Consider the following 25797-nt stretch of genomic DNA (forward strand, 5'->3'; position numbering starts at 1 on the left):
AAAACAACATAATGTTTGTGATAAATATCACAGATTTTGAATTAATCCTCTATAGAATCCAATACAGAATCTAAAAAATGCGAATTTATTTTGCCGTTAACTATCTTGTAAGATTTATAGCTGTTTATGTTGTTATACCAATTAAAAAAGAATAAATGATAAGTCTTAGTGGTTGTTACAGCGACATCGATATAATTCTCATTTGTTACACTTATTCCGATTTTTTCATCTTTTTTATCAGTATAAAAGACAATATCATAAGAATGATTATTTGAACTACTATATTTGCCATTATACTGTAGAAGTTTAAATTGCTTTAAATATGCTATCAAATCATTTATTGTCTTTGCATCACTGGTGCTTTTTATGATGCTGTCCTTAGTGTTGTCAGTATTTTTAACCAACATAACTGAAACAACTTTTGAATTATCGAAATTATTTAAAATTAGCGAGTTGAACGACCCTATTCTAAAGTAGTCTAAGTAAAAATGAATTGCAAGAAGCATACAGAGAAAAAGTGTTACGGTATACCTTATCTTTTTCATTTTAAATTGTGGATGTTTTGAAGAAACAATCAAATATGTTATCGCTATTACAAAAATTAATATAATGAGCAACATAAATCGACTCCCCTTACTTCTGTATAATGATTAATATGTAAAAGTGAATACTTTGCTTCTATCCAGTGAAATGACATTTATTGTGTTCTTATCCCATTGTATCAGTGAATTTTGCATCGTTATATCTTTCTCTGAGATTTCGCCTACCGTATTTATTTTATGAGTTTTTATTTCATAAAGTTTTAAAAAATGACTGCCATTAGGACCATTTACTTCTACTGACGGCAAAAAGGCGAACTCATCTTCATTATTGGGGTTAAACGAAATTCTCATCATGCTTTCTTTTTTTGATTCATCATACCACAGTATGTTGCTTTTATTTGTGTCAGTATCAACAATGACACTAATTGGAACGTCTTGAGAAAACTCTAAAACAATATATTTTCCTGACGAAGAAGCAGTTATATAGTCAATGCCATTAATCAAATCGTACTTTAATGCGTATGAAGTTAAATCAATAGTCTTTATGGCATTATCCTTTGCATAACTAAGCTTTATATAACTTTTATCACCATCATAACTTTCTTTTAAATCACCATTTTCAACAAACAAGAATTGATTCACCCAAGCAGATACATGGTTCCCATTATATGTAATAAGCTGTGGAATATGTTGGTTAATATGTGGTGCATCTATATTCTCGCTATTATTTTTTGCAGTATCTGAAATTTGAGTTGTTTGTATTTTGCTGCGGCTATCTTCACTCGTTTCGCTTCCACACCCACTTAAGAACAATGTCAAAATCAATAAAGCGATAAAAAGTTTTTTCATATTCTCACATCCCTCTAAAACTTTTTAACATTATTATACATCTAATTGAACTGTAAAATATTACATAAATATTAAAAATGATTAAGAAAAAATTAAATTTTAAATGGCAAAGGTTGTATTTTAAAAATAAAATACTCTTTTCTAAATAGAAGGGTAAATCGGCCGATAAAATCCTTCTGAAAAAATAAAAAAGGAAGGAGATATTTATGTCAATTCCAAGAGATTATACAATATATGCTAATTTTTATACAAGCAGAGACTATAAAGGCAATTTGACTTTGAGAGATTCTAATGGGTTTATAGTTTTTGGCCCTGTAGAATGTTTAGGTAGAGGCACAAGTGATGCAAACAATAATTATGATCATACAAATTGGATGCTAATTGATGCAGATACACCTACAGGGACATACTATACATCAATTGGATCAATACTTTCCCCATTAAGCTCTTATGGACCTAATCCTGTAATAGAATTAGATCCAGTTGGTGGTAATGCTCTGTTAGCTGCTAATAATGGTAGAAGTGGTTTTCTTATTCATGGTGGAGATCCAGATGCAAATGCAAATGATATATGGTATCCTTTGAGGCCAACATATGGATGTATAAGACTATCAAATAATAATCAACAAGCATTAATTGCAAAAATAAAAAGCATATCTATAGAAGGATTAGGTGTTTTATACGTAAATAATAGTCTATAATTGCAACAAGCAGGGCAACCTGCCTTTACTTCCATATAATAGATTTCTCATTAAATGATTTTATAGCTTCGGGATTTAATTTATTAACAACTGAATATTTGCCATTTTTTAAATCAATAGTACATAGTTCAAAATCACTATTCTTTTCGCCTATAAAAGCAATGCGATCACCATCGCTATTCCAAAAAATTTTCGCAACATTAATATAAGGAACATGAAAATTTTTATAAACATTATTTTCAGCATCGTACAAATATACTCCACCTTTACCTATTGTGCCGGATGTAAAAGCTAATTTAATTTTACAAATATATGTTTATTTTCATCATACGCGTATACATTTGTTGACCAAGTGTTTCCTCCGTCATTTGTTACATAAGTCACAGTGTGATTTTCAGGTTTACCATTGTTTGTTCTATAAAAATCGACATTTAATGTTCCATTTTTATCGTCTTTAAATACAGGTACTGAAGCCGACACGATACAATACTTTTCGTAGCCTTGTGGTGTAGGAACTGAAACTTTACTCCACGTATTGCCTCCATCCATCGTTTTGTACAAGATTACATCCGCTGATATCGGATTTGATACACCTACCCATCCATTATCTACGCCATAAAATATCATATCAGTTGATGTTCCTACAAGTGGTAAACCTGAATAAGAATCTGATGAAGTAACATTAATTTTTTCCCATGTCTTTCCGCCGTCATTTGTTCTAAATAAATATTTTATTTGCTGTTCCGCTGCGCCATCAGATACAGCCAAAAGCCAACCTGTATTTGGTGTTACAAATTGGATTTTCGAAATGCTTTGTGATAACTGCGGGAGTTTATAACTTAGTTTGTTCCACGTTTTGCCTCCATCTGTTGTTTTAAGAATATACAATGACTCATCATTATTATTTATCCATGAAATCCAAACATTGTCAGAGTCTAAAAAATATGGGACAACATTTTCTACATAAACGTTACTATATACATCTTTTGATAAAATGTCTATAGGTAAATTTATTTGAGTCCATGAATTACCTCCATCCAATGATTTGAAAATCTGCAAATTCTCTAATGTATTTTGGTCATTTTTAAAAGACCATTTCCACCTGATATCAGATACATTTGTTTTTAAAGAACTATTAGATATTGTATTTTGACTAATTGTATTGCTTTGTTTTGCAGCAATTCCACATCCAGTTAAAAATAAAGCTAAAATTAATAGACCAGCCAAAAATCTTTTCATGTGATCATTCCCCCTTGTAATTTCTAGCACTATTATACATCTAATCAATTTGTCAAATATTACATAAACATTAAAAATGATTAAGTAAAATTAAATTTTAAAAATACTTTAGCAAAGGTTGTATTTTAAAAATAAAATACTCTTTTCTATATAGAAGGGTAGTAAATCGGCCGATAAATTCCTTCTAAAAATCTAATGAAAGTGAGGTAAAGTACAAATATAGATAATTCAATAAATAAATATTACTTATATGCTGATTAGTATGATAAAATACTTATGAGGTGTTTTAAATGGTATCACAAATATGCAATATATGTCCAAGAAATTGCAATGTTGATCGCAGTACAAAAATAGGCTTCTGCGGTATGTTAAGTGAAATAAAAGTAGCAAAAGCATATCTTCATGAGTGGGAAGAGCCTTGCATAAGCGGCACTAGAGGGTCTGGAACAGTATTTTTCACAGGTTGCAATTTAAAATGCGTTTTCTGCCAAAATTACAAAATCAGCCAAGGAAATTTTGGAGTAAGTGTTTCATCAGAAAAGCTTGCAGATATTTTTATGAATTTAGAAAAATCAGGTGCTCACAATATCAATCTTGTATCACCTACAATATTTATTCCAAAAATAAAAGAAGCTATAATCATAGCTAGAAATAATGGGCTTAGCATACCTATTGTTTACAACTCAAATGCATACGAAAATGTAGAATCTTTAAAGACTTTAGATGGCCTCATAGATATATACTTGCCTGATCTAAAATATTACAGTGATGAGACAGCCATAAAATACTCTAAAGCACCACATTATTTTGAGTACGCTACAAAGGCGATTTTAGAAATGTATCGTCAGGTAGGTAACCCTGTCTTTGATAATGACGGCATAATGAAAAAGGGAATGATTATACGTCATCTAATATTGCCGGGGAAATTAGATGAGACAAAAGAAATTTTAAAATGGATACGTGATAATCTCCCTAAAGAAATATATGTAAGCCTTATGGGACAATATACACCATTTTACAACGCAAATAAATACCAAGAGTTAAATAGAAGAATAAGCAATAAAGAATATAAAGAAGCGATAGAATACTTCTTTGAAATAGGTCTGGAAAACGGATTTGTTCAGGATGATGAAAGTGCATCAGAAAGCTTCATTCCCGATTTTGATTTAGAAGGCATCTTTTAATACCATCTTCATATCATCCGGAATAGGTGAATAAATTGAGATGCACTTTCCAATAAAAGGCTGTCTAAATGTGATTCTATAAGCATGAAGTGCCTGCCTCTTTATATAAGAAGTATCCGAGCCATATAGCGTATCACCAATTATAGGATGTCCTATATGGCTTAAGTGAACCCTTATTTGATGTGTTCTGCCTGTTTTTAATTCTAACTTTACAAGGCTTAACTTTTCGCCTCTCTTAAGCACATAAAAATCTGTCACTGCCTTATCTCCATCATCATCTACCATTCGTTCAATGGTGCTGCCTGGTTTTCTTTTTATAGGCAAATCTATCGTTCCTCTGTCTTCTAAATCCCCTCGAACTATAGCAATGTAAAATTTTTTCATAGGGCAAACAATCTGAAGATAATTTTGCATAAAGGGATTTTTGGCAAAAATGATTAAACCGGATGTATCTCTGTCAAGCCTATTGACAGGCCTTATTGGTGCATTAATGTTGTTTTTTTCGTAATACCAAGCAACGCCATTTGCCAATGTACCATCAGGATGCCCGGCTGTAGGGTGGACAACGACACCGGCATCTTTATTGACAACCAAAATGTCATCATCCTCATAGCATATATGTAAATCCATTTTTTCCGGCTTAACTGACACATTATCATCATCTAAATAAAGCTCGATGATATCTCCTTTTTTAATTATTCTGTTTACTATTGATATTTCATTGTTTACTAAAATTCTACCACTATGTTTATATTTTCTTATGAGAGTCGACGAAAAGCCTCTATTTATTAATATCTCTTTAAGAGGCAAATTTTCGTCTTCTTTACTTGCGATAATCTTCATCTGCCCACACCAATAACAATTTTTACCATACTCTACTTAATTTATATGTTCCCTTATTTTTTTCATCTTTTAATATCTTATCCAATACTTCTGTGTCATAATATTTGGCACCACATTTCTGGCAAACATATGTTGGAACATCTTTGTAAACTATAACCTTTTTCCCCTTTATTAACTCATAATCTGCAAGTTCTATCTCTACATCTCCCCCACAGAAGCATCGTTTTAGCATTATTGACCTCCTTCGCATTAGTTAATGAAACAGCTATTCTTTATATCGTAAATTCGACAAAAAAACTTAATATATAACAGAAATATTATACCACTGATTACAGAAACATGGAATATTTTCTTCCTTTCATCAATATCGCCCGTAACAAAAATACTTTTTTATCATACTATATTACTGTAGCTGTTCCCATCAATTATAAAAAAGGAGGGGGAGTATAATGGCTGGAACTGACTGCAAGAAAAGGCCAAGAGATGACGATTTTTGGGTTTGGATAATATTAATAATTATCATAATATTACTTTTAGTACCCGGTGTATTTGTCCTTGATAAGCAAGAGCCTACAATATAAAATCAAAAAAGCGTTGGTTCATTTGCCAACGCCTTTTTTTGAATTTATAAAACACTTTTAATAAATTGACCATCTTTATAGAAAAGCTCACCATCTGCGTATATTTCTCCACCTTGCCTCATATCGCAAAGCATATCCCAATGAATAGCAGAGCGATTTTTCCCTCCTGCTTCCGGCATCGAATCTCCCAATGCCATATGGACTGTACCACCTATTTTCTCATCGAAAAGCATGTTTCTAGTAAATTTCTGTATTCCATAATTTGTGCCTATGGCTACTTCTCCAAAATACTTAGCACCATCATCTGTATCCATCAATGCGTGTAATAAATCCTCACCTTTTTCTGCAGTAGCTTTCACAACAAGGCCATTTTCTACTTCAAGGTAAATTCCCTCTATGCTCTTTCCCATGTATATTCCTGGAAAACTAAACGTGATGTGTCCATTTATTTTATTTTCCACAGGCGATGTAAAAATCTCACCATCAGGAAAATTTTCAGTACCGCTGCAGTTTATCCACTTTCTACCTGAAATATTAACGTAGATGTCGGTTCCCTCCGATACGATGTGCAATTCTGTTTTTTTATTTAAGTAACTTATCCATACATCCTGCTCATCGTGTATTTTCTGCCACATATAAATTGGGTCATAGCTATCAAGTAGACCCGCCCCATAAACAAAATCTTCGTATTCGCTCAAACTCATTTCGGCTTCCTGAGCATCTGCCTGAGTGGGATACTGTGTTCCACACCACCTTAAAGAACCATTACCCATCCTTTCTGAGTAAACCTTTCTCCATGACGATGCACCTTTGGCTGCTAGCTGCAGCTTTAATGGATCTACATTTGAATTTGCTTTTGTGTTTTTGTTAGCCCAAGCAGTAAGCCATACATCTGCTTTTTCAAGAGCTACCCTTTGTATATACTTTTCCATGAGAAGTTGCTCTTCTGTAGAATTTTTTAAAATAATCTCTGAAACATCAGGAATGTCAACTAGCGTCTCAACGTGTGCGCCTGCCTTCACTGCCTCCCTAACAACTTCATTTATCCACGGTATTGCTATGTCACCAGCCTGAACTAAAACAAAATCGCCTTTTTTTACTTTAGTTGAATAATTTACTAATAAATTTGCAAGTTTTTTTAACCTTGGGTCTGTCATGTACCCACCCCCTAAAATTAATACTTAACCATATTATTACACATTGTAAATAAAAAGCCAATACTATTAGCAAATTTTATTGTATTTACATAAACTACAGTACATATTTTTCGTTCCGCTGTAAACCGTAAAATTCTTGATTCCCAGTAAATATGGTGCATCATTAATAATTTTTTTCATAGTATCAGATACATAAAAGTCAGAAATATCTACTTCAATATATTTGCCCACATCCAAAAGGTACAAAAAAGCTCCTTTTAAGCTTGGAGTGTAACCGCTTATTGATTTTAACTTGTTTAATGCATATGAATAAGCATGTATTTGCGGCTTATAATGATTTACAACTTCTTCTATTTCATCATCATTATTTATCTTATTCGTTTTATAGTCAAATATATATGCTTCGATTTCTCCATCATTCTCATATATATCAATTCTATCGATTACGCCATTTAAATTCAAATTTTCATCTAACAGAACTCTAAATCGATACTCATTTAAACTTTTCAATAATTTCCCCTTTAACACTTTTCTATGTTCCTTTATGATTTTAAAGTAATTGTCAATGTACTTCTTGATGCCATTATCCACATCGATACCATCAATACCATTCTTTGGACTAGATGCATTACTATCAAGTATGCTGATATTTTCAAGTATTCTATGAACAATCGTCCCTCGTTCTAAAGCATCTATATCTAAAGCATCATACTCGTAAAAATCATCATTTTTCAGTTGTTCTTCAATATATTCATCATTTAATGCTGCTATATATTTATAATAGTACAACTTAGGACAGCTTAAATAATCAATATACGCCGTTATACTTATGTTTCCCTGTGGTTTTAACGGTATTTCAGCAATTAGATTATCATTTTTAAGTTTGCCTATTTCCGACTTGTCATATGATTTACATATTTTAATATTCCTGTCATACATTAATAAATCATTTCCATTAAGCACTGCAATGTCAATATCATCAATGTCCATCGCATAAAACAGCTGTTTCATAAATGAATTCAACGCTGTTTCATTTTGTAACTCACTTGTTTTATTTTTTTCTTGACCAATAAAAGCAAGAAACCTTTTTGCTCTTGTAGACGCAACATAGAAAAGCCTTCTGCTCTCTTGATTTTCTCTTTCTAAATATTCATCATATGCAGATTTATACCTACTATTTGCCTCTTTATCAAGTTCACCTTCTTCGTTAACACCTATGCCATACATGTACCCGTCTTCACTTAGCATAAATAAATGATTGTGCCTTATAGAAACACCATCCGTAGCTTTATCCATATCTGGGATAATTACAGCTTCAAATTCAAGCCCTTTTGATGCATGTATTGTTAAGATTTTGACTGCATCACTTTCTTCTGTGTCCAAAAATGCTTCAGAATCCAATCCTGAAAACTCTTTAAATGAGCTTAAATATTCTACCAAATCTCTTGCATTGAATATATCTTTATCCGTAAAATCTTTTATTATTTTCTCCAGCTTTTCTATGTTCCTATATTTTTGATACCCATTTGGCAATGATATTAAAAGTTTTTTATAGTCAACTAAGTCTAAAATCTTTTCAAATATCTCGTATGCTCCATAAATTCCATTTAAATTAGATATCTCCTTTAATATGTTGTAAGCCCTTACTATGATCCATTCATTGCTTCTATTGATACAAGTAAGCTTTTCTAATGCCTCTAATATGTTGCTTAAGCCCTCATCATTATATATACTCATAAGATTGTATACATCATCATCGCTAAAACCGAAAATAGGCGACCTTAAAACTACCAGCAGTGCAATTTTATCTGACATGTCAAATACAAGCTTGTAAAGGGAAATTATATCGATAATCTCGCTTTTGTCCCAAAATCCAATTCCACCTATTACACAGTATGGTATGCCATACTTTAGCAATGCATTTTCTACACTTTCAAGTCCAGTTCTACTCCTTAAGAGAATTGCTATATCTTCGTACTTATAGCCTTCATCCAAAAGCTTCAAAATTCTTGACGCAATTATACTTCCTTGAAAGTCTCTCTTTGATTCTGATTTTTTAATATCTTTCATTAGAGATTCGTGTAACTCTTCACTTTTGCTGTCATCCTTCAAAAGCTTCTTAATACTTTGAAATCTTTCATTTCTTGGATCTGCTATATTTTGCTTGTTGTACGTTATAAGTTCAACTTTCGGCCCTTCTTCCGTATCATTTAGATATTTCAACTCTTCGTATGGTTCAAGCAGATTCTTAAATACAGAGTTTACCGTACAGATGATGTTTTTTGTGCTTCTATAACAATTGCTTAAGTTTAACACATCACCTTCTTTTTTTATCTTCTCACAAAACTCTTCAAATATCCTGTAGTCTGTCCCTCTAAATCCGTATATTGACTGCTTATAGTCTCCAACAATAAACAGCCTTCCTTCTGGAATTACTCCATTTTTTTCTGCAAGCTTCAAAATAATCCTCTTTTGAATTTGATTTATATCCTGAAATTCATCAACAAGTATATATTTATACCTTTCAAAATAGCTATCTCTTTTGCTATCATCAGAAAGCAGCTTCAAAGCGGCAATTTCCAAGTCATTAAAATCAAGCAAATTTCTCTCCTTCTTAAATCTATCATACTCCTCGTCAATCTTTTTTATAATTCTTACTGTCAGCAATTCCATAGCTTTTGTTGATTCATCATATTCTTCTCCTTCGTATAATTTTACATCGTCAATTCTCAGTCCAGTTTCTTTTATGCGGTTCATCAAACTAATAAGTTCAGCTTCAAATTTTCCATTCACAACGATTTTCGAAGGATATTTTTTAAACATAATTTTTAATAAGTCCTTGTTTACAGGGTCATTTAACGCCTCATCGACTATCCATCTTACTATATTATGAACTGCTGTATTAGACTCCGCTTCATCTATAATCGTAAACAGCGGGTCAACTCCTGCATCTGCAAAATTATCCCTTATGATCTTTTCGCAGAACCCGTGGATTGTATCTATATTTGCAAATGATAGTGAGTTTCTAAACTCCATCCACTTCTCTTTTTCCGAATCAACTTTACACATAACTTCAATTTCTTTTCTAATCCTGTCTTTCATTTCTGACGCTGCTTTGCGAGTAAAAGTTATCGCTACAATATTATCAATTTTAATTTCGGGAATATCATTGAGAAGTTTTATATATCTTTTCGTTAAAACTCTCGTCTTACCCGAGCCTGCACCAGCTTTTAATGCTATATTTTTACTTATATCGAGTGCTTTTAATTGTTCTTCGCTTAAATCGTCTGTCGGTAATTTATACAACGCTATTCTCGCCTCTTTCCATTGCATACTTGTCATACCTGCATATTGACTTATATGCACAATTAAACGATGAATTTTCAAAAGGACATTCATCTGGCAAGTTAAAAATACCAGTCTTAATTTTATCTATATTTTCTATTCCCTTTTTCTCAATCCAGTCTATGATTACATTGAAATTATTTTCCCCAACTACATCTCTCGGTCCAGAATTTCCTTTAAAAAGATCTTTCTTGTACAAAGCTAATACTATTCCATTTCTTTTAACCTTTTCTATGCTATAGTACAAAAGCCCCAAACATTTTGGATATTCTATGTTAAATTCCTCTTTGAGAATATTTTCAACTGCCATATAGTATGTAGGCAATTGAAAATCCAATCCTTCGATGCACTGCCTTATTCCATCTATGCCACCTGATTTATAGTCATAAATCACATACTTACCTGTAAATTTTCCATCTATATTTCGCTCTAAATCAATTCTATCTATCTTGCCATGAAAAATATTTCCACCGTAGTGATCCTTCATTTCAAATTTCTTTTCAAATATTGATGGTATAAGCTCCGCACCCGTCTTATTGTAATAATATAATCTGTTTGATATATCATCTTTGACTAGCTGAAAAACAACGTTATAGAACTCCTGCTTTATCTTATCAAAGATAATATCATTTTCGATGCCAGTTATTTTCTCAAAAGATTCATCAATTATTTCTCCAAGCCTATCTTCATTGACATCATAAAGATCCAAATTATCCTTGTAGTATTTCATCAATACCTCATGGTAAAGTGAACCAATGCTTTTCTTTGACTCGATGAATTCATCTGACACGTGCAAATTCAACAATGTTTCAATAAAAAACTTAAATGGGCACACAACATAGCTGTTTAAACTAGAAGCACTTAAATGAATATCGCTAAGTTCTTTTAAATTAGCATCTTTCGATATAATGCCCATGTGATTGTCAACTTCGCAATTTGCCCTTCTTTTCTTTTCGATCGACGCAGAAAAATTTATGTAGGAATAAGATTTCGTTAAATATAAGTCATTCTCCAAGATATTGGAATATATTGTGTTAGCATCGCCTTGCCTTTTATTCCATTTAGAATCAATCATAAACAATAATGCTTCATCTTTACTTGCTGCATCGCATTCAAAAGCAAATCTGTCCTTCATGTATACGATAGGAGCAATTAACCTCTCCTTTGATTTTTCATCAAAAAGATTTTGTAAATCATCTATAAACGGCGACTTTATCATATTGCATCCATCTTCATCAGTAGTGCGATATGAAACATACACTTCTTTCAATGCCGAAGCTATGCATGCATTGAAACGTACCTTTTCTCGCTCGAACTCCCATTTGCGGCTTAACATGTAGATTCCATGCTTTTCTAAATATTCTTCATCTGAAAGGTCGAATATGGGATTAATTGATTTCGTGCTTGGAAGTACACCTTCATTTACACCTAGGATGAATACCACATCGTACATCTGGCCTCTGGCTAAATCAGGGCTTATTATCCTGACTCCCTCAAAATCTAAATTTCTGATGCTTACATCAAAATTTGACAACATATCCAATATATCATTTTGAAAATTCTCTATGTCATCGATTGACGGTTCTCCATATTGCTTTTTTATTTCCAATTCCTTATTTAAAATCTGCTTAATTGTTTCCAATGCCTTTACATTACTTATAAAATCGCTGCTTCTAATTATTCCCATATCAAATAATGCTTTTATATTAAAATCAATTTCTAATAAATCGATGACTTTCAACACGCTTTCAACAAATTCTTTTGTGTCCTTATATGGCACTTCTCTAAAATTTATAAATACATCTACATACCTCTTCAAGAATTCAAATGTGGCATTTAAACTTTTATCATCTTTCATAGCGGTCACAAATTCATCTTCAAAATTATCTTTATCTCTATCAATTCCACTTAATAGATCAATAATTTCACGGCTTCTCTTGCTTATTTCATAAGGAACTAAAAACTTTGACGTCATTATATTAACAAAACTTTCATAATCGTGGTTTAATTTATATGAAATTAAATTATAAATATCATTTGTTATGGGCATAGTAGACAGTTTTATTCCTCTATTTATTTTAACAGGTATATTCATTTCATCAAATATATCTATAATTTGCGTCCTGTAATCATCTATATTTTTTATAAATACGGCAATTCTATCGGGATTTATTTTATCAAAGACTATCTTTCTCTTTATGAGCCTTGCGGTTTCTCTTACTTCATGCTCAATTGAGGGACTGTTCATTATCTTTATTGATAAGTCTTCTCCATTTAAAACTGTTTCACCGGAATAAATGTATGTTGCGACTTTTTTTACATCGTGATTAACCTCTATCATCTCATAAATATCATTATTTACATTAAACCCTAATTCGCAGAGATCTTTTATAATGCCATTCCTGATAAAGCTTTCGTTGAATTCATTTTTAAACGGAATGTTTATGTAAATATCATATCTATTGCTCTTAGCCATTTCACCTATCAATTTCATATTTACATAGTCTATATTTATAAATCCATCTACAATAATAAGCCCAACATTATTAAAGTAATTGGTATTTTGAAACAATTCAACAGCTTTAATTGATATATCATCTACATCTATCAATTTTCTCTTAATCTTATATTCTTCATAGGATTCATAAAAATAAGCTAAATTCTTTAACTTATCCTTAAACGTAGGTCTATCAATAGAATCTGCAATACTTTTAAGCTCATTAGGATTTATCATTTTCCTTTTAATCACTTTTATGAAGCTTAAAACAGACTTTACAAATCCAGCCTTACCTTTTACTTTCTCATAATATGAATTGTCACAAATCTTATGCAAAATGTTTCTTAAAATCTCCCGTATTTCATAAGATGAGATTAAAGTATAATCTTTTATAAAGTCGCCGCATATCTGCTTTTCCAAGTCTTCAAATCCAAATATATCCGTATCAGTTATGCCACCATTGTATGTAATAAATTTATCTCTTACATCAAACATAGCCTCACGGGAAGGTAGCACATACACAACTCTTTTTCCACTTTTGATTACATCTATTGACTTCATAATAAGCATATCCCGGGTCTTACTGTAAAACGGTACATAAAATATCTCCTTCAACATATCAGCCCCTAACAAATCAGATTACATATCTATTTTAATACAACGTTTATCAACTTCTCAAGTTAAAAACTCCACCTAAAAAACTTAGGTAGAGTCTTACGTTATATTTTATTTAGTTTGTACTCTATTGAATCCACAAGCGCTATCCAACTGGCATCGATTATATCTGTAGATACGCCAATTGTGCTCCACACTTCATTTCCATCTGATGATTCTATTATTACTCTTACTTTTGCTGCTGTAGCTGAGTTGGAGTCTAACACCCTTACTTTATAGTCAGTAAGCTTCATCTCTTTTACTTCAGGATAAAATCTCTCCAACGCCTTTCTAACTGCGTTGTCAAGAGCATTTACAGGTCCATCACCTTCTGCGGCAGTAATTTCCTCCTGTCCATCCACTTCTATTTTTATAAGAGCTGATGAATTTACATCATCAACAGACGGTTCATTTACAATGACTTTAAATTCTATAAGCTTAAATGATGGTTTGTACATACCAAGCACTTTCTGTATCAGAAGTTTCAAAGACCCCTCAGCACCTTCGTATTTATATCCTTTAAATTCCATTTCTTTAAGCTTCTCTAGTATTCGTTTTGTTTTTTCAGATTCGCGGTTTATAGTAGGATCAACTTCATTTATTATCCCTATTATAGCACTTCTGCCGGCAACTTCTGATAGTAAAAGTACTCTTTCATTGCCTACCATTTCAGGATCGATTATCTCATACGATCTAGTATTTTTGCATACAGCATCGGAATGCATACCTGCTTTGTGGGCAAATGCGCTTCTACCAACGTATGGAGCCCTTTCATCCGGTGCGGCATTTGCTATTTCGCTTACTCTTCTGGAAAGTATCGTTATTTCTTTCATTTTTTCATCTTCAACACACTTTATCCCTTTTTTAAACTGCAAGTTTGGTATTATTGTACAGAGATTTGCATTTCCGCATCTTTCACCATATCCGTTTATTGTACCTTGAATTTGTGTTGCACCTGCTTCAACTGCCATTATAGCATTTGCAACAGCCATGCCATTGTCATTATGTGTGTGTATACCAATTTCACAATTAAATTTTTCAACTACCTTTTTCGTTATATTAAAAATGTCCAGCGGAAACATCCCGCCTTTTGTATCACACAAGCAAATACTATCCGCACCTGCATCGTATGCAACTTCAAGGGTTTTCAATGCATATTCTGGATTCTCTAAAAAACCATCAAAAAAATGTTCGGCATCGAACACAACTTCTTTTCCATGATTTTTTAAATATTTTATTGTATCAAATATCATATTGAGATTTTCATCAAGCGTCGTCCTTAATATTTCACTTACATGAAAATCCCACGACTTGCCGAATACTGCAACATGATCTGTTCCGGCGTGTAAAAGCGAATTTACATTGTTGTCAATTTCAACAGGTATGTTAGCCCTTCTAGTACTGCCAAATGCGATCACTTTTGCATTTTTTAACTTTTTACTCTTTATAATTTCAAAAAACTCCATGTCCTTTGGATTTGAACCGGGATTTCCAGCTTCGATATAGTCTATTCCAAACTCGTCTAAAAGCTCCACTATCTTTATCTTGTCTGCCACTGTAAATGAAATCCCCTGTGATTGCGCACCATCTCTTAATGTTGAATCATAAATAACAACATTTTTCACTTCAATGTCCCCCTTTGAACATATTCAATATATTTATATATATAAAGATATTTTATCAAATTGAATCATCAAAGTGAATAACAATCGGAAAATTTGTTTTATAAGAATTGAAACTTTTTACACAAAAAAGCGGCTACTGCGCCGCCAACTTTCAATAAATTCAACTAGCTTTGTAAAGCTCGGGTACATTTTTCAAATCTTTACATCCTGTAAGAATCATTGCTTGGTACAATTCATCAGAAACTTTTTTAAAGTAAAATTCAATTGCTTCTCTTCCGCCGCCATGTGCAGCAATCATAATTGGTCTGCCTATTAAGACAGCTTTTGCCCCTAATGATAACATCTTTAGGACATCTATTCCAGTCCTTACACCGCCATCTACCAGTATTTCGATTTTGCCACCAACAGCTTTTGCTATATCTGGAAGTACATCAGCAGTACCTTCCGTAAAATCCAGCACACGTCCACCATGGTTTGATACAACTATTGCTTTAGCGCCTGATTCCGCAGCAATCTCGGCCTCTTCCGGCGTCATGATTCCCTTTAAAATCAAAGGAAGCTCAATATTTTTGACTATTTCCTCTATCTCTTTTCTTGATTTTGGCCCTACAAATTGCCCGCTTCTTATCATCATAATAAGCCCTGCACCATCTACATCGACGCCAAATGCTATTGCCCCCGCCTCTTTTGCAATCCTTGCCTTTTCAATTATTTCATCAACTGTCCTTGGTTTAGAAAATGGTATTCCTAAGACGCTTGTTGTTTTTATAGCATCAATGCCTGCAGGGTACATATCTTTATCATTTGCATCTCCTGACATAAATATCGTTCCTACATTCTTGCAGGCCTCAGCCGCCATCGTATCATAATCCCTCTCTGACAAGTATCCACCGGCATTTCCCTTGAGTCCCGTCATTGGAGCTGCGAAAATAGGCATTTTAACTTTATATCCTAAAAAAGACGTGCTTATATCAGGTTTTAAAACGTCATGAAGTGTTTTTAATTTTACTTTCCATCTGTCGAGAGCCTTGATATTCTCGATAAAGCTGTTTCCTGTGCCTGTACCGCCCATACCGGGGACCTCACCAGCACATGCGACACCATCGCACCTTTTGCACCCTCTGCAGTAACCCTTCATGTTTTGCCTTGCTTTTTCCCTTATCTCATTCCAATCCATTTAAAAGACCTCCAAAATAAATGTTTTGTCCACCTCTATTATACAACTTTTTTGAAATTAATCTAAATTCACATAGTATGCCTATCGAATTTCTTTGTTTTAAGATGTACCAATGTTATAATTTATATGAGCCAATCACGAAATTAGGAGGAAACATATATGAAAGATTTAAAAGAAATATTTGAAGAAAGGCGTTCTGTCAACTTTTTTGACAAAAATAAGGATCTTGATGAGGAAACATTGGAAAAAATAATCGACTTAGCAGTGCTAACACCATCAGCATTTAACCTTCAACCGTGGGAAATAATCGCTGTGAAGTCAAAAGAAGCAAAGGAGAAGCTTTATGATGTCGCTTTAAAGCAGCCGAAAATTCTCGATGCACCTGTCACTCTAATTATGGTAGGAGATAAAAACGGTTATAAAGAAGATAATCCTGCGTGGTGGTATATGAAAGATGTAGGAATGCCTGATGACAAAATACAAGGAAGCATCGATTTTGCAAAAAATGTTCTGTACAATACAGATTTAAAAGCAAATAATTTTGCAGTAAGAAATACATCATTTCTATGTATGTCGATAATGTACGCTGCAAAATACTACGGCGTTGATTCACATGCAATGATCGGCTTCGAAGAGGATAAACTAAAAGAAGCTTTTGGCATACCAGAAGATAAAGTTGTGGTGCTACTGATTTCTCTCGGATACTTTGATGAAAGCAAGACATTGTACCCAAGATTAAAGCGCAACGGATACGAAAAAATCGTAAAAGTCGTATAGTAATTGATAAAACCACCCAAAATGGTGGTTTTATTTTTTAATCTCAAATATTTTGTCACCTGTTTCTAAATCTATGATGTAGACATCATTATCTTCAATTATACCTATCGAGTTTATTTTATCATCTCTTTTGCTTAAAGATGTTGAACCTGGATTTATAATTATACAATTATCTAATTTCCTCAATACAGGTACATGAGTATGTCCAGTTATTAAATAATCTAATTTGTATCTGGAAATTAAATCTTGTATTCCGCTTTCAGTAATCTGATCTCCATGCTGAACTAAAAACCTTTTGTTTTCTACTACTGCAAACACATATGGCGATTGAATAGGAATATTTAATACCATTTGATCAACGAAAGCATCGCAGTTGCCTCTGGATATTAAAATAGGTATGCTACAATCATTTAAAGCTACAATAAGTTTTTTAGGATTATATCCTGACGGAATTTCATTCCTAGGTCCGTGATATAGTACATCACCTGCGTGCAATATTAAATCAGCATCGTTTAAATAATTAAACGCTCTTTCCCATGATGCATAATCACCGTGGGTATCGCTAATAACTCCGATTTTCATCTGCAGCTCATCCCTTTCGAATGTCTACTAATACTTTAATTATATCATAAAAATGAAATTACCTATTATCCACCTTTTCCGGGTACATGTCATGATAAAAAAGCCTTTTCTCCGCTACGTCAGCCCACTTCGTACCTGGTCTTCCGTAATTGCAGTACGGATCAATAGATATTCCACCTCTAGGCGTAAACTTTCCCCAAACTTCAATATATTTTGGATCTAAAAGCTTAATCAAATCCTTCATTATTATGTTGACACAATCCTCGTGAAAATCGCCATGATTTCTAAAGCTAAATAAATATAGCTTTAAAGATTTGCTTTCAACCATTAATTTATCAGGTACATATGAAATATATATAGTTGCAAAATCCGGCTGCCCCGTTTTAGGGCAAAGGCTTGTAAATTCCGGACAATTAAACTTAACGAAATAATCATTTTCTTGATGCTTATTTGGAAATGTCTCAAGCAGAGACGGATCGTAATCGAAAATATACTTAGTATCTTTTTTACCTAGCAGCGACAATTCATCCAACTCTTTTTTATCTCTCTCAGACATAATAATCCACACTCCATCTTCAAATTCTATTTCTTAGCTGTTTTACTAAGACGACGCCAACTATTCCGGGAATGATCTGCCCTACTGTAACACTTATAGCCAGCAAATAATACGGAATTTTGAGCAAAAACGAAAGCCAAATCGGTACGATTAAACCGGGAAATAATATTATAGGAATTGAAATAAGCCAGTCATTTAAATTATTTTTCTTGATCATATAAACCGCATACGATGTCAAAATACCTACAAAAAACCCTCCAATCATATCAGGAAGGCCTAAGCTTCCCATCAAAATATTGCTTAGCATGTTGCTTAAACCCATTGGAAGTATTAAAAATGGGAAAATAGCTGTCAATGCATAAATTGACGTTGCTATTCTTACCTGATACTGCCCAAATGCAAAATTCTGTGTTAAGTACATTATAACTATGTACATTGCAATTACAACACCGGAAATGGTTAATTTTTGTGTTAATGTATACTGCTTTTTCAAAATCTCGTCTTTCATTGAAAAGCCTCCTTAAACTTTATACATTCTCACATCCATCCATAAACAAAACAAAATATAAAAGCAGAAATTTACAAAAAAAAGAGCACAACCTGTGCTCCTCTATGCAAATACTACTTTGCGATTTCCATAGTTTTGTTTATAGACAGGATGGTTTCGAACTGTCTTATTCAATTACTATCTATTTTAACATTATTATTTAATTTATACAAGAGGTTTTACCAAATCGGCGTCACAGCATAGACTCTTTATCTTAACTGATAATCATATTATCATTTTTTAGATCTTTAACACTTCTTGCTTCAGGACTTGTATTTTTCCAGTATTCCATAAAAAATACGATAAATACGCTTAACATTAGGCCAAGTATAAAGGCAATTACTATATTTAATAGTTTTTTTGGTGATACCGGCTTATCTGGAACGATAGCCTTTGATGTTACTAGTATGCCTTGTTCTCCTAAATTTGATGCTTTTACAAGTTGAAGCATATTGTATTTCTCCATCATTATATCTCTTGTATTCTTCAATAAATTTAGTTTTGTTTGATTTTGTTCATATTTTATTTTGTCTGCTGGGTCTGTCCCATTTAATTCATTTGTCGCTGACTCTATCTTTGTGTTATGCAAATTTATGAGATTTTCTATTGTACTTATAAGCTTATCTGTTTGTCTATTGTTTTTTGATATGATATAAGATTTAAAATTGGATGCTATGGTATCCGCTATCTTAGCAGCCAATTCAGGATCGCTTTCTTTAACTTTGATTGTTATTAAATTGGTATTGTCTATGGCCTGTACATCAATTTCGTTTTTAAAGTTGTCAAGTGTGTATTTTTTCGTATCTAACTTTAATTGTTTTATTGTATCCAGTAATACTTGAGGATTCGTTACTTCTTCTTTATATGTATTTACAGTCATGTCTTGATACTTCAATATAGATGACAATAAGTACGACAGATCTTTATCGGCAGTGTCGCTTTCTATCATAGACCCATCATTGGTATTTTGATTAGGTAAAACTACAGTTGTATTAGAACCAAAAAACCCTGTCTGTGGTGTAACGTCTGAAACGCTTAATGTTGTTGATGCTTCATATGTTGGTTTAATTACAAAAAAACTCAATATACCGGCTATTAATACAGATATAATGGTAATTGACACAATCAGCTTTCGTCCTTTCCATATGATTTCCAATAACTCTCTTAATGATATTTCTTCTTCCATTTTGTTCCTCCTATTTCTGTTTATTATTTTCACTGTATGCTGCAACTTCTATATCGTTTTTATCGGCAGCTTTTACAATTTCATTTAGATATTTAAGAAGATCATCTTTTAGATTATCTCTTTTTAAAGCATATTCAATAGTTGCTTTTAAAAACCCCATTCTATCGCCCACATCATACCTCTTTCCTTCAAAATTATATGCGTATATTGCTTCATAGTCCAATAGCGCTTTAAGTGCATCAGTAAGCTGTATTTCTCCACCTGCTCCGGGCCTTAAGTCTTTTAGTATATCAAATATCTTTGGCGATATTATATACCTTCCAAGTATGGCCATGTTTGATGGTGCTTCTTCTTTTTTTGGCTTTTCCACTAGGTTGTTTACTCTGTACAGCCTGTCATCAATCATGTTGGCATCTACTATGCCGTATTTGTCTACTTCACTCTTTGGTACTTCTTGTACGCCGATTATGGAACAGTTGTATCTTTCATACTGTTCTATCATCTGCTTCAATACAGGTACTTCTGCATCAACTATATCGTCCCCTAAAAGAACTGCAAATGGCTCGTTCCCTACAAATGTATGTGCACAATAAATGGCATGACCAAGTCCTTTTGGCTCTTTTTGCCTTATATAATGTATATCCACCATATTTGTTATATCTTCAACGAGGTTTAAAAGATTTTCTTTGCCTTTTTTCTTTAATTCTAGTTCTAATTCTACAGATTTATCGAAATGGTCCTCTATCGCTCTTTTATTTCTTCCTGTTATAATGAGTATATCTTCTATGCCAGAGTTTACGGCTTCTTCTACTATATATTGTATAGTCGGCTTATCAACTATTGGAAGCATTTCTTTTGGCTGTGCTTTTGTTGCAGGCAAAAACCTAGTTCCAAGTCCTGCTGCTGGAATTATCGCTTTTCTTATTTTCATTTGTATTCCTCCATTATTTTAAAGTAAAATATGGCTTTTTACAATACTCCCTAAGGATTTCTTCTGTATAAAATAAGAAGCATGACGAGCCACTTTTAAAGTAATCTCGTAATGCTCCCTTTTAATATTATAATTAGTAATTGTTTCAAAATTATTAAATATTTGTGTGAATTTTGTGTGAAATCTATAAAAATTTTAATTTAGATGTGATTATTAGATGTTATAGGCTTAATTTCTCATCGATCTTGTTTGTATCGCCTACTTTTTCTGATAATAAAATTGATAAAAGCATAAATAGAATTCCAAAACCTGCTAAAATAAGTAAGTCATTTATTATTAAAGTGTAGTTTGAGCCTGATATGGCTTCTCTTAGCGCCTGTGTCCCATACGTCATTGGAAGCAAATAAATTATTATAATGCATTTTTTTAATTTTTGCTGTTTTTTTTATCAAACTTGTGCCTCAAACCAAACCGTTATATTCGCCGCTTTCCCTATTTCTTTATTTTTAAAAGACAATTTAGTATATTGAGAAAAAAAATAGGGAACTAATGTTGCAGTTTTCCCAGGAGCTAAAACAATTTCTCCACTGTCTTCAATCCAAACATCATCACCAGGACTTATCAAGAGCTTTATTATAACGGGATTTTCACTTGTATTATAGACAAAATACGTAAATTTACTGTACGATGAACAATCATTTATATCTGTATAACTTTCTTCATCTTGTGATACATAAAACGATTTTGTTTTTACAAATCTTCTATCATTTAATGTAAACGGCGTTCCCGTTATATAAGTCAGTTGTAGTATTGGTCTTAAAGAAACATTAATGCTTTCATCTTTAGAATAAAAGCTTTTTGTCTCTAAATTCTGTATTTCCGGTGTTTTAAGCATTACTCCATTGTTCGCATAAAGTCCATTAATCCATCCTTTCGCTATATTCGTAATATTCCATCCATACCACCCCTCACTGGTTATAGCTTTGGTCGATCCAAATACTGTTTCATCAATATTTGGCGCATTATTCCATGTGGCGGTATTTTCATCCCATTCATCAATAATTAAAAATGGTGTCACATACGCTGGTATACTATCATTTGTCGTATAATTAATATAAAGCTTCATAATTGCTTCAACAATAAGTGAATCTGGCGGTAATATACCAAGGTCAAATTGTATCAGAGCTCTGTACACAGATTTACCAGAAGAACCAATATAATACCTTCCAATCCAAAGTTTTGGATCACTCCCTCTGTTACTTATTGGATATCCTGATTCTAAAGCCGTATCCTTTGACCATGGCTGTATAATAATAGTCGGCATTGCACCACCCCTTAGACAAAGCGAAAATTTTGATTTTAGTTCGCTGGAATTTATAGATCACGCATCAATCTTCTCAGTATTTTGGCTGCACAAAATTTTTAATATCATAAATCCTTCATCGTCGATTTCATCAAAAAGTTTCATTGAACGCGTTAATTCCTCTTCCGCAAGTTTATATGCGCCATGCCGAAAATAAAGTTTGCCAAGTTTCAATAATACATCTTTTTCATTAACCATATTAAGCATGTTCAATGATTTCTCAAACAAATCAAATTCTTGAATATCAAATAGCTTTTCAAATATTAAAAAGATTATATCTGTATAAATACGAGTATCTTTTTCATCTAATGGAGATAGTACACCTTCTTTAACCAATAAATCAAATTTAAAACATACTCTATACGCCTCTATAAAATCCTTTTTCAATATTGTCATTGGCTTTTTGATGTTTTTACCAGTTAATAATCGGCAAATGATATTGTCAATAGCACTATCACATGAATATTCTCCACTGTCAATCATATCAAAATACTCAACTGCTTCATTATATCTGTGCAAATACATCAATGTTCTTCCTTTTATATAATATGTTATATTATTTTTCAATGAATTTAGTGCCATGTCAATACATTTTAGAGATTTCTGATATCTGCCGTTTAAAAATAATATATCACTTAGAATTACAAATGCTTCAGGTGAACCGTCAAAGTGTGACATAATCTTTTCTACCGCGGTATTTTCATCATGTTTCTTAAAATAAGCATTTGATAGTTTGTACAGTATGACTTTATTTAAAGGATTCAATTTTAACGAATTTATATAGCTTATAATGGCATTGTCATATTCTTTCATATCCATATAAACTTCTCCCATCGCATAGTAAGCTTTAAATCCACCTACACCTGTTATAAACCTATCTATAAGCGGTGGATCCCCCATGTCTATACATTTTCTAAAACATCCTATAGCTTCTTGAAGCTGATTAAGCCTATGATGCAGCATACCTTTTAAAAATACAATATCAGTTACGTTAGGATACTCCTCTATTGACTTATTGCACAAACTTAAAGCTTCGTCAATTTTGTTTAATTGATTTAAGCACATTATCATCCTCACAATGAGTTTAGTCGTGTATCCCGTCTTAACATTTTTTAAAGCACTGTAGGATTTTTTAAAATAATTATATGCACATTCATAATTACCTAGTGCCATGTATTCTGTTCCCATATTAAAGTTGTGAAAAGGATTATCCGGATTTTTTCTAAGCTCTTTCTTTAGTATTGTCATATTTCTATTTCTCTTGTCTTTATCTTTAATATTTTTGTTGAGATAACCGTAATGATAAACCTTTATGGGTACTTCTGCTACATTGCCACCGTGCTTAAGTATCGGCATCAGAATTTGTTCGTGAATTGCTCCAACAAATCTGTACTCAGGTTTATTTTTTATAATTCTTACGTTTAGATTTGAAAGGGCATCTGTTCCCGGCTTATCACCTACATAGCTTATTGTTTCAAATAAATATGCATCTATTTTTTCATCTTCTAAAAGCTTCTTTATTTTCTTTCTATCTTCTCGATCTATCTCATCATCAGCATCCATCAATAAAATCCAATCGCCTTTAGCTTTATCTAGTGAAAAATTTCTAGCCGCACTAAAATCATTTTTCCATTTATAATAAAAAACATCAGCCCCAAAGCTTTTGGCAATATCCACTGTATTGTCATTGCTTCCTGTATCAACAATGATAATCTCATCGACTATATCTTTAACACTTTCTAAACAGCGTCCAAGGTTATTTTCTTCATTTTTTACGATCATACACAGACTCAACATATAAATCCCTCCATTCGACAATATATGGGGCATAAAGCCCCATTTTTAAACCTGTGCATTGTAGTAAAATTCTGCCGTAGCTGCCGCACCACCTGTATCATAATATAACCTTGTATATTGCAGAAATTTAACTGCTGTTAAAACTGTAATAGATCCACCTGCCAAATTAATGCTTGTTGTGTCATCCACAAAATAAGTGTCAGTCGTTGTGGGACTTATCTGAAGTTTAATTGTAATAGTATTAGTCCCTGTATTCGTAATATAATATGAATACATCGATTTATCTCCCGTATTCTCCATTAAAACAACACCTGTACCAGTCACTCCTGCAATGTTAGTAGAATCTTCTAAGAATGTTCTACTTCCAAGTGTAAACGAATCAGTTGAAGCAGTAAGAGGTCTTATATCTAATGCTGATGCCGTCACAGTAACTGTACCTGCAACTGTCACAGACCCACTGCTTATGGTTACAGAATCTGTTGCACCCGTAAGAGGCCTTATATCAAAATTTGATGCATTCACCGTCAGCGTTCCTTGGGCTGTTACTGTGCCCGCCACTGTCACAGAACCATCAACAGTAGACAAAAGCTTTCCTGTTGTCGAATCCAGCAACAAAGGTGTTGGTGTCGTACCCTGCATACCGTGAATCAGTGTCTTAAGCTGTTCAGCAACCGGATTAAATACTATATTATTAGGCATATAAATCCCCCCTTCCTTTATATATTATTAATACATACAAATTTTGTTGCTTGTCTATATATCTTTTTAGCAATATTATTTTGGAGTTTATATGTAAAATACTCTGAATTTTATTTTATATTATTGACATGCTGCTGCTTTTTAAAGTATTATTAAATTTAGTAATGTAAATTGCTAAATCATATAGCAAAATGGGAGTGTAATAAAATGTCCGTAGAAGCAGTCAAAAAATTTTTTAAAAAAAATAACATAGATATTGATATAAAAATACTTAAAGACACAAGCACTGTCGAAAAAGCTGCAAATGCGATTGGTGTCTCAGAAGGAGAAATTGCAAAATCCATGCTTTTTAAACTAAAAGACAAGTACATAATGGTTATACTGTCAGGTGAGAAGAAAATAGACAACAGGAAATTTAAAAATACTTTTCATTGCAAAGCAAGAATGGTACCACCTGAGGAAGTCCTTGAAATAACAGGGCATCCTGTTGGAGGTGTATGTCCATATGGATTAAAAACAGATATCGATATTTATTATGATATATCATTAAAAAATTATAAAATTGTATATCCAGCAGCCGGTGATATAAACGCCGCAGTAGCTATAAAAGTAGATGATATGGATAAAATAGTCAAAGGAGAATGGGTTGATGTATCCCAATAACGCTCCCTAAACACACTCTTGACATTTCAATAAATATTAATTATACTACTATTGTTGAGGTTAATAATTAAATTTAATATGCGGATGTGGCGGAACTGGCAGACGCGCTAGACTTAGGATCTAGTGTCTTTGACGTGGGGGTTCAAATCCCTTCATCCGCACCAATTAAAAAAGTAGTGGAGAGATTCTCCATTTTTTATTAACTATTTAACTTAAGCGAAAATATCTGCATGTCAACAAAGGCGTTGATCAGTTTTATCTGATTGACGCTTTATTTTTATACAAATGAAAAAGAGGTGTGA

General features: G+C 32.7%; 25 protein-coding genes and 1 tRNA gene. 6 read left to right on the forward strand and 20 right to left on the reverse strand.

All coding sequences use genetic code 11. The features are described 5' to 3' along the window. Positions 1 to 41: 41 nt before the first annotated feature. Positions 42 to 620 (reverse strand): hypothetical protein, encoded by a 579-nt coding sequence (locus tag TTHE_RS10155; RefSeq protein WP_013298489.1) that lies wholly within the window; start codon positions 618 to 620, stop codon positions 42 to 44. Positions 621 to 650: 30 nt separating this feature from the next. Next, positions 651 to 1391, reverse strand: coding sequence for a hypothetical protein (locus TTHE_RS10160; protein WP_013298490.1), 741 nt, complete (start codon positions 1389 to 1391; stop codon positions 651 to 653). Positions 1392 to 1597: 206 nt separating this feature from the next. Between TTHE_RS10160 and TTHE_RS10165 the strand changes: the two genes are divergently transcribed. Continuing rightward, on the forward strand, positions 1598 to 2092 hold the full coding sequence (locus TTHE_RS10165; RefSeq protein WP_013298491.1) for a L,D-transpeptidase family protein: 495 nt from the start codon (positions 1598 to 1600) through the stop codon (positions 2090 to 2092). A 25-nt stretch (positions 2093 to 2117) separates the two neighbouring features. Here the strand turns inward: TTHE_RS10165 and TTHE_RS10170 are convergent, their stop codons facing one another. Both TTHE_RS10170 and TTHE_RS10175 read right to left on the reverse strand, forming a co-directional pair. Next, positions 2118 to 2345, reverse strand: a complete 228-nt coding sequence (locus tag TTHE_RS10170) for a hypothetical protein (protein WP_013298492.1) — start codon at positions 2343 to 2345, stop codon at positions 2118 to 2120. 38 nt (positions 2346 to 2383) lie between these two features. Continuing rightward, on the reverse strand, positions 2384 to 3331 hold the full coding sequence (locus tag TTHE_RS10175; protein WP_013298493.1) for a beta propeller repeat protein: 948 nt from the start codon (positions 3329 to 3331) through the stop codon (positions 2384 to 2386). A gap of 290 nt (positions 3332 to 3621) precedes the next feature. On the opposite strand from TTHE_RS10175, the gene TTHE_RS10180 reads away from it, so the two are divergent. Further along, positions 3622 to 4515: a radical SAM protein gene (locus tag TTHE_RS10180; protein WP_013298494.1), complete on the forward strand. Its 894-nt coding sequence runs from the start codon at positions 3622 to 3624 to the stop codon at positions 4513 to 4515. Here the strand turns inward: TTHE_RS10180 and TTHE_RS10185 are convergent. Continuing rightward, complete coding sequence (locus TTHE_RS10185) at positions 4498 to 5358, reverse strand: RluA family pseudouridine synthase (protein ID WP_013298495.1); 861 nt, start codon at positions 5356 to 5358, stop codon at positions 4498 to 4500. The genes TTHE_RS10180 and TTHE_RS10185 overlap by 18 nt on opposite strands. Positions 5359 to 5380: 22 nt before the next feature. Continuing rightward, positions 5381 to 5590: a YgiT-type zinc finger protein gene (locus TTHE_RS10190; RefSeq protein WP_013298496.1), complete on the reverse strand. Its 210-nt coding sequence runs from the start codon at positions 5588 to 5590 to the stop codon at positions 5381 to 5383. A 217-nt stretch (positions 5591 to 5807) separates the two neighbouring features. Between TTHE_RS10190 and TTHE_RS14840 the strand changes: the two genes are divergently transcribed. Further along, positions 5808 to 5939, forward strand: a complete 132-nt coding sequence (locus TTHE_RS14840) for a hypothetical protein (protein WP_013298497.1) — start codon at positions 5808 to 5810, stop codon at positions 5937 to 5939. Positions 5940 to 5983: 44 nt separating this feature from the next. Here TTHE_RS14840 and TTHE_RS10195 read toward each other — a convergent pair whose 3' ends face one another. The 5 genes from TTHE_RS10195 to TTHE_RS10215 all read right to left on the reverse strand — a co-directional run bounded on the left by TTHE_RS10195 (position 5984) and on the right by TTHE_RS10215 (position 16394). After that, positions 5984 to 7096 carry an aminopeptidase gene (locus TTHE_RS10195; protein WP_013298498.1) on the reverse strand — a complete coding sequence of 371 codons (1113 nt, stop codon included), beginning with the start codon at positions 7094 to 7096 and terminating at the stop codon, positions 5984 to 5986. A gap of 66 nt (positions 7097 to 7162) precedes the next feature. Next, positions 7163 to 10429: a UvrD-helicase domain-containing protein gene (locus TTHE_RS10200; protein WP_013298499.1), complete on the reverse strand. Its 3267-nt coding sequence runs from the start codon at positions 10427 to 10429 to the stop codon at positions 7163 to 7165. Continuing rightward, a complete protein-coding gene (locus TTHE_RS10205; RefSeq protein ID WP_013298500.1) occupies positions 10395 to 13556 on the reverse strand; it encodes a PD-(D/E)XK nuclease family protein in 3162 nt (1053 codons plus the stop codon). The genes TTHE_RS10200 and TTHE_RS10205 overlap by 35 nt, the downstream gene beginning before the upstream one ends. 101 nt (positions 13557 to 13657) lie before the next feature. Then, the gene (gene cimA / locus TTHE_RS10210) at positions 13658 to 15217 is read right to left on the reverse strand and encodes a citramalate synthase (protein WP_013298501.1); all 1560 of its coding nucleotides are present in this window, start codon (positions 15215 to 15217) and stop codon (positions 13658 to 13660) included. A gap of 160 nt (positions 15218 to 15377) precedes the next feature. Continuing rightward, positions 15378 to 16394, reverse strand: a complete 1017-nt coding sequence (locus tag TTHE_RS10215) for an alpha-hydroxy-acid oxidizing protein (protein ID WP_013298502.1) — start codon at positions 16392 to 16394, stop codon at positions 15378 to 15380. A 159-nt stretch (positions 16395 to 16553) separates the two neighbouring features. Here TTHE_RS10215 and TTHE_RS10220 point away from each other — a divergent pair, with 159 nt between their 5' ends. Further along, positions 16554 to 17171: a nitroreductase family protein gene (locus TTHE_RS10220; protein ID WP_013298503.1), complete on the forward strand. Its 618-nt coding sequence runs from the start codon at positions 16554 to 16556 to the stop codon at positions 17169 to 17171. Positions 17172 to 17201: 30 nt separating this feature from the next. On the opposite strand, the gene yfcE is transcribed toward TTHE_RS10220, so the two are convergent. From yfcE to TTHE_RS10260, 9 genes are all read right to left on the reverse strand, one after another. Then, complete coding sequence (gene yfcE, locus TTHE_RS10225) at positions 17202 to 17753, reverse strand: phosphodiesterase (protein ID WP_013298504.1); 552 nt, start codon at positions 17751 to 17753, stop codon at positions 17202 to 17204. 58 nt (positions 17754 to 17811) lie between these two features. Beyond that, the gene (queF, locus tag TTHE_RS10230; RefSeq protein ID WP_013298505.1) at positions 17812 to 18309 is read right to left on the reverse strand and encodes a preQ(1) synthase; all 498 of its coding nucleotides are present in this window, start codon (positions 18307 to 18309) and stop codon (positions 17812 to 17814) included. 19 nt (positions 18310 to 18328) lie between these two features. Then, complete coding sequence (locus TTHE_RS10235) at positions 18329 to 18817, reverse strand: QueT transporter family protein (RefSeq protein ID WP_013298506.1); 489 nt, start codon at positions 18815 to 18817, stop codon at positions 18329 to 18331. 253 nt (positions 18818 to 19070) lie between these two features. After that, positions 19071 to 20042 (reverse strand): YveK family protein, encoded by a 972-nt coding sequence (locus TTHE_RS10240; protein ID WP_013298507.1) that lies wholly within the window; start codon positions 20040 to 20042, stop codon positions 19071 to 19073. 10 nt (positions 20043 to 20052) lie between these two features. Then, positions 20053 to 20973, reverse strand: coding sequence for a UTP--glucose-1-phosphate uridylyltransferase GalU (galU, locus tag TTHE_RS10245; RefSeq protein WP_013298508.1), 921 nt, complete (start codon positions 20971 to 20973; stop codon positions 20053 to 20055). Between the two features lie 220 nt (positions 20974 to 21193). Beyond that, a complete protein-coding gene (locus TTHE_RS14220; protein WP_190317023.1) occupies positions 21194 to 21367 on the reverse strand; it encodes a hypothetical protein in 174 nt (57 codons plus the stop codon). Between the two features lie 54 nt (positions 21368 to 21421). After that, positions 21422 to 22297 carry a DNRLRE domain-containing protein gene (locus tag TTHE_RS10250; protein WP_013298509.1) on the reverse strand — a complete coding sequence of 292 codons (876 nt, stop codon included), beginning with the start codon at positions 22295 to 22297 and terminating at the stop codon, positions 21422 to 21424. A 57-nt stretch (positions 22298 to 22354) separates the two neighbouring features. Continuing rightward, positions 22355 to 24133: a TPR domain-containing glycosyltransferase gene (locus TTHE_RS10255; RefSeq protein ID WP_013298510.1), complete on the reverse strand. Its 1779-nt coding sequence runs from the start codon at positions 24131 to 24133 to the stop codon at positions 22355 to 22357. Between the two features lie 45 nt (positions 24134 to 24178). Beyond that, entirely contained in the window at positions 24179 to 24832 is a 654-nt protein-coding gene (locus TTHE_RS10260; RefSeq protein WP_013298511.1) for a DUF6385 domain-containing protein, read from the reverse strand. Positions 24833 to 25039: 207 nt separating this feature from the next. Between TTHE_RS10260 and TTHE_RS10265 the strand changes: the two genes are divergently transcribed. Beyond that, a complete protein-coding gene (locus TTHE_RS10265; protein ID WP_013298512.1) occupies positions 25040 to 25495 on the forward strand; it encodes a YbaK/EbsC family protein in 456 nt (151 codons plus the stop codon). Positions 25496 to 25575: 80 nt separating this feature from the next. Then, positions 25576 to 25659 (forward strand) — tRNA-Leu (locus TTHE_RS10270). Positions 25660 to 25797 lie beyond the last annotated feature (138 nt).

This window comes from Thermoanaerobacterium thermosaccharolyticum DSM 571, assembly GCF_000145615.1.
GTDB classification, from domain to species: Bacteria; Bacillota; Thermoanaerobacteria; order Thermoanaerobacterales; family Thermoanaerobacteraceae; genus Thermoanaerobacterium; species Thermoanaerobacterium thermosaccharolyticum.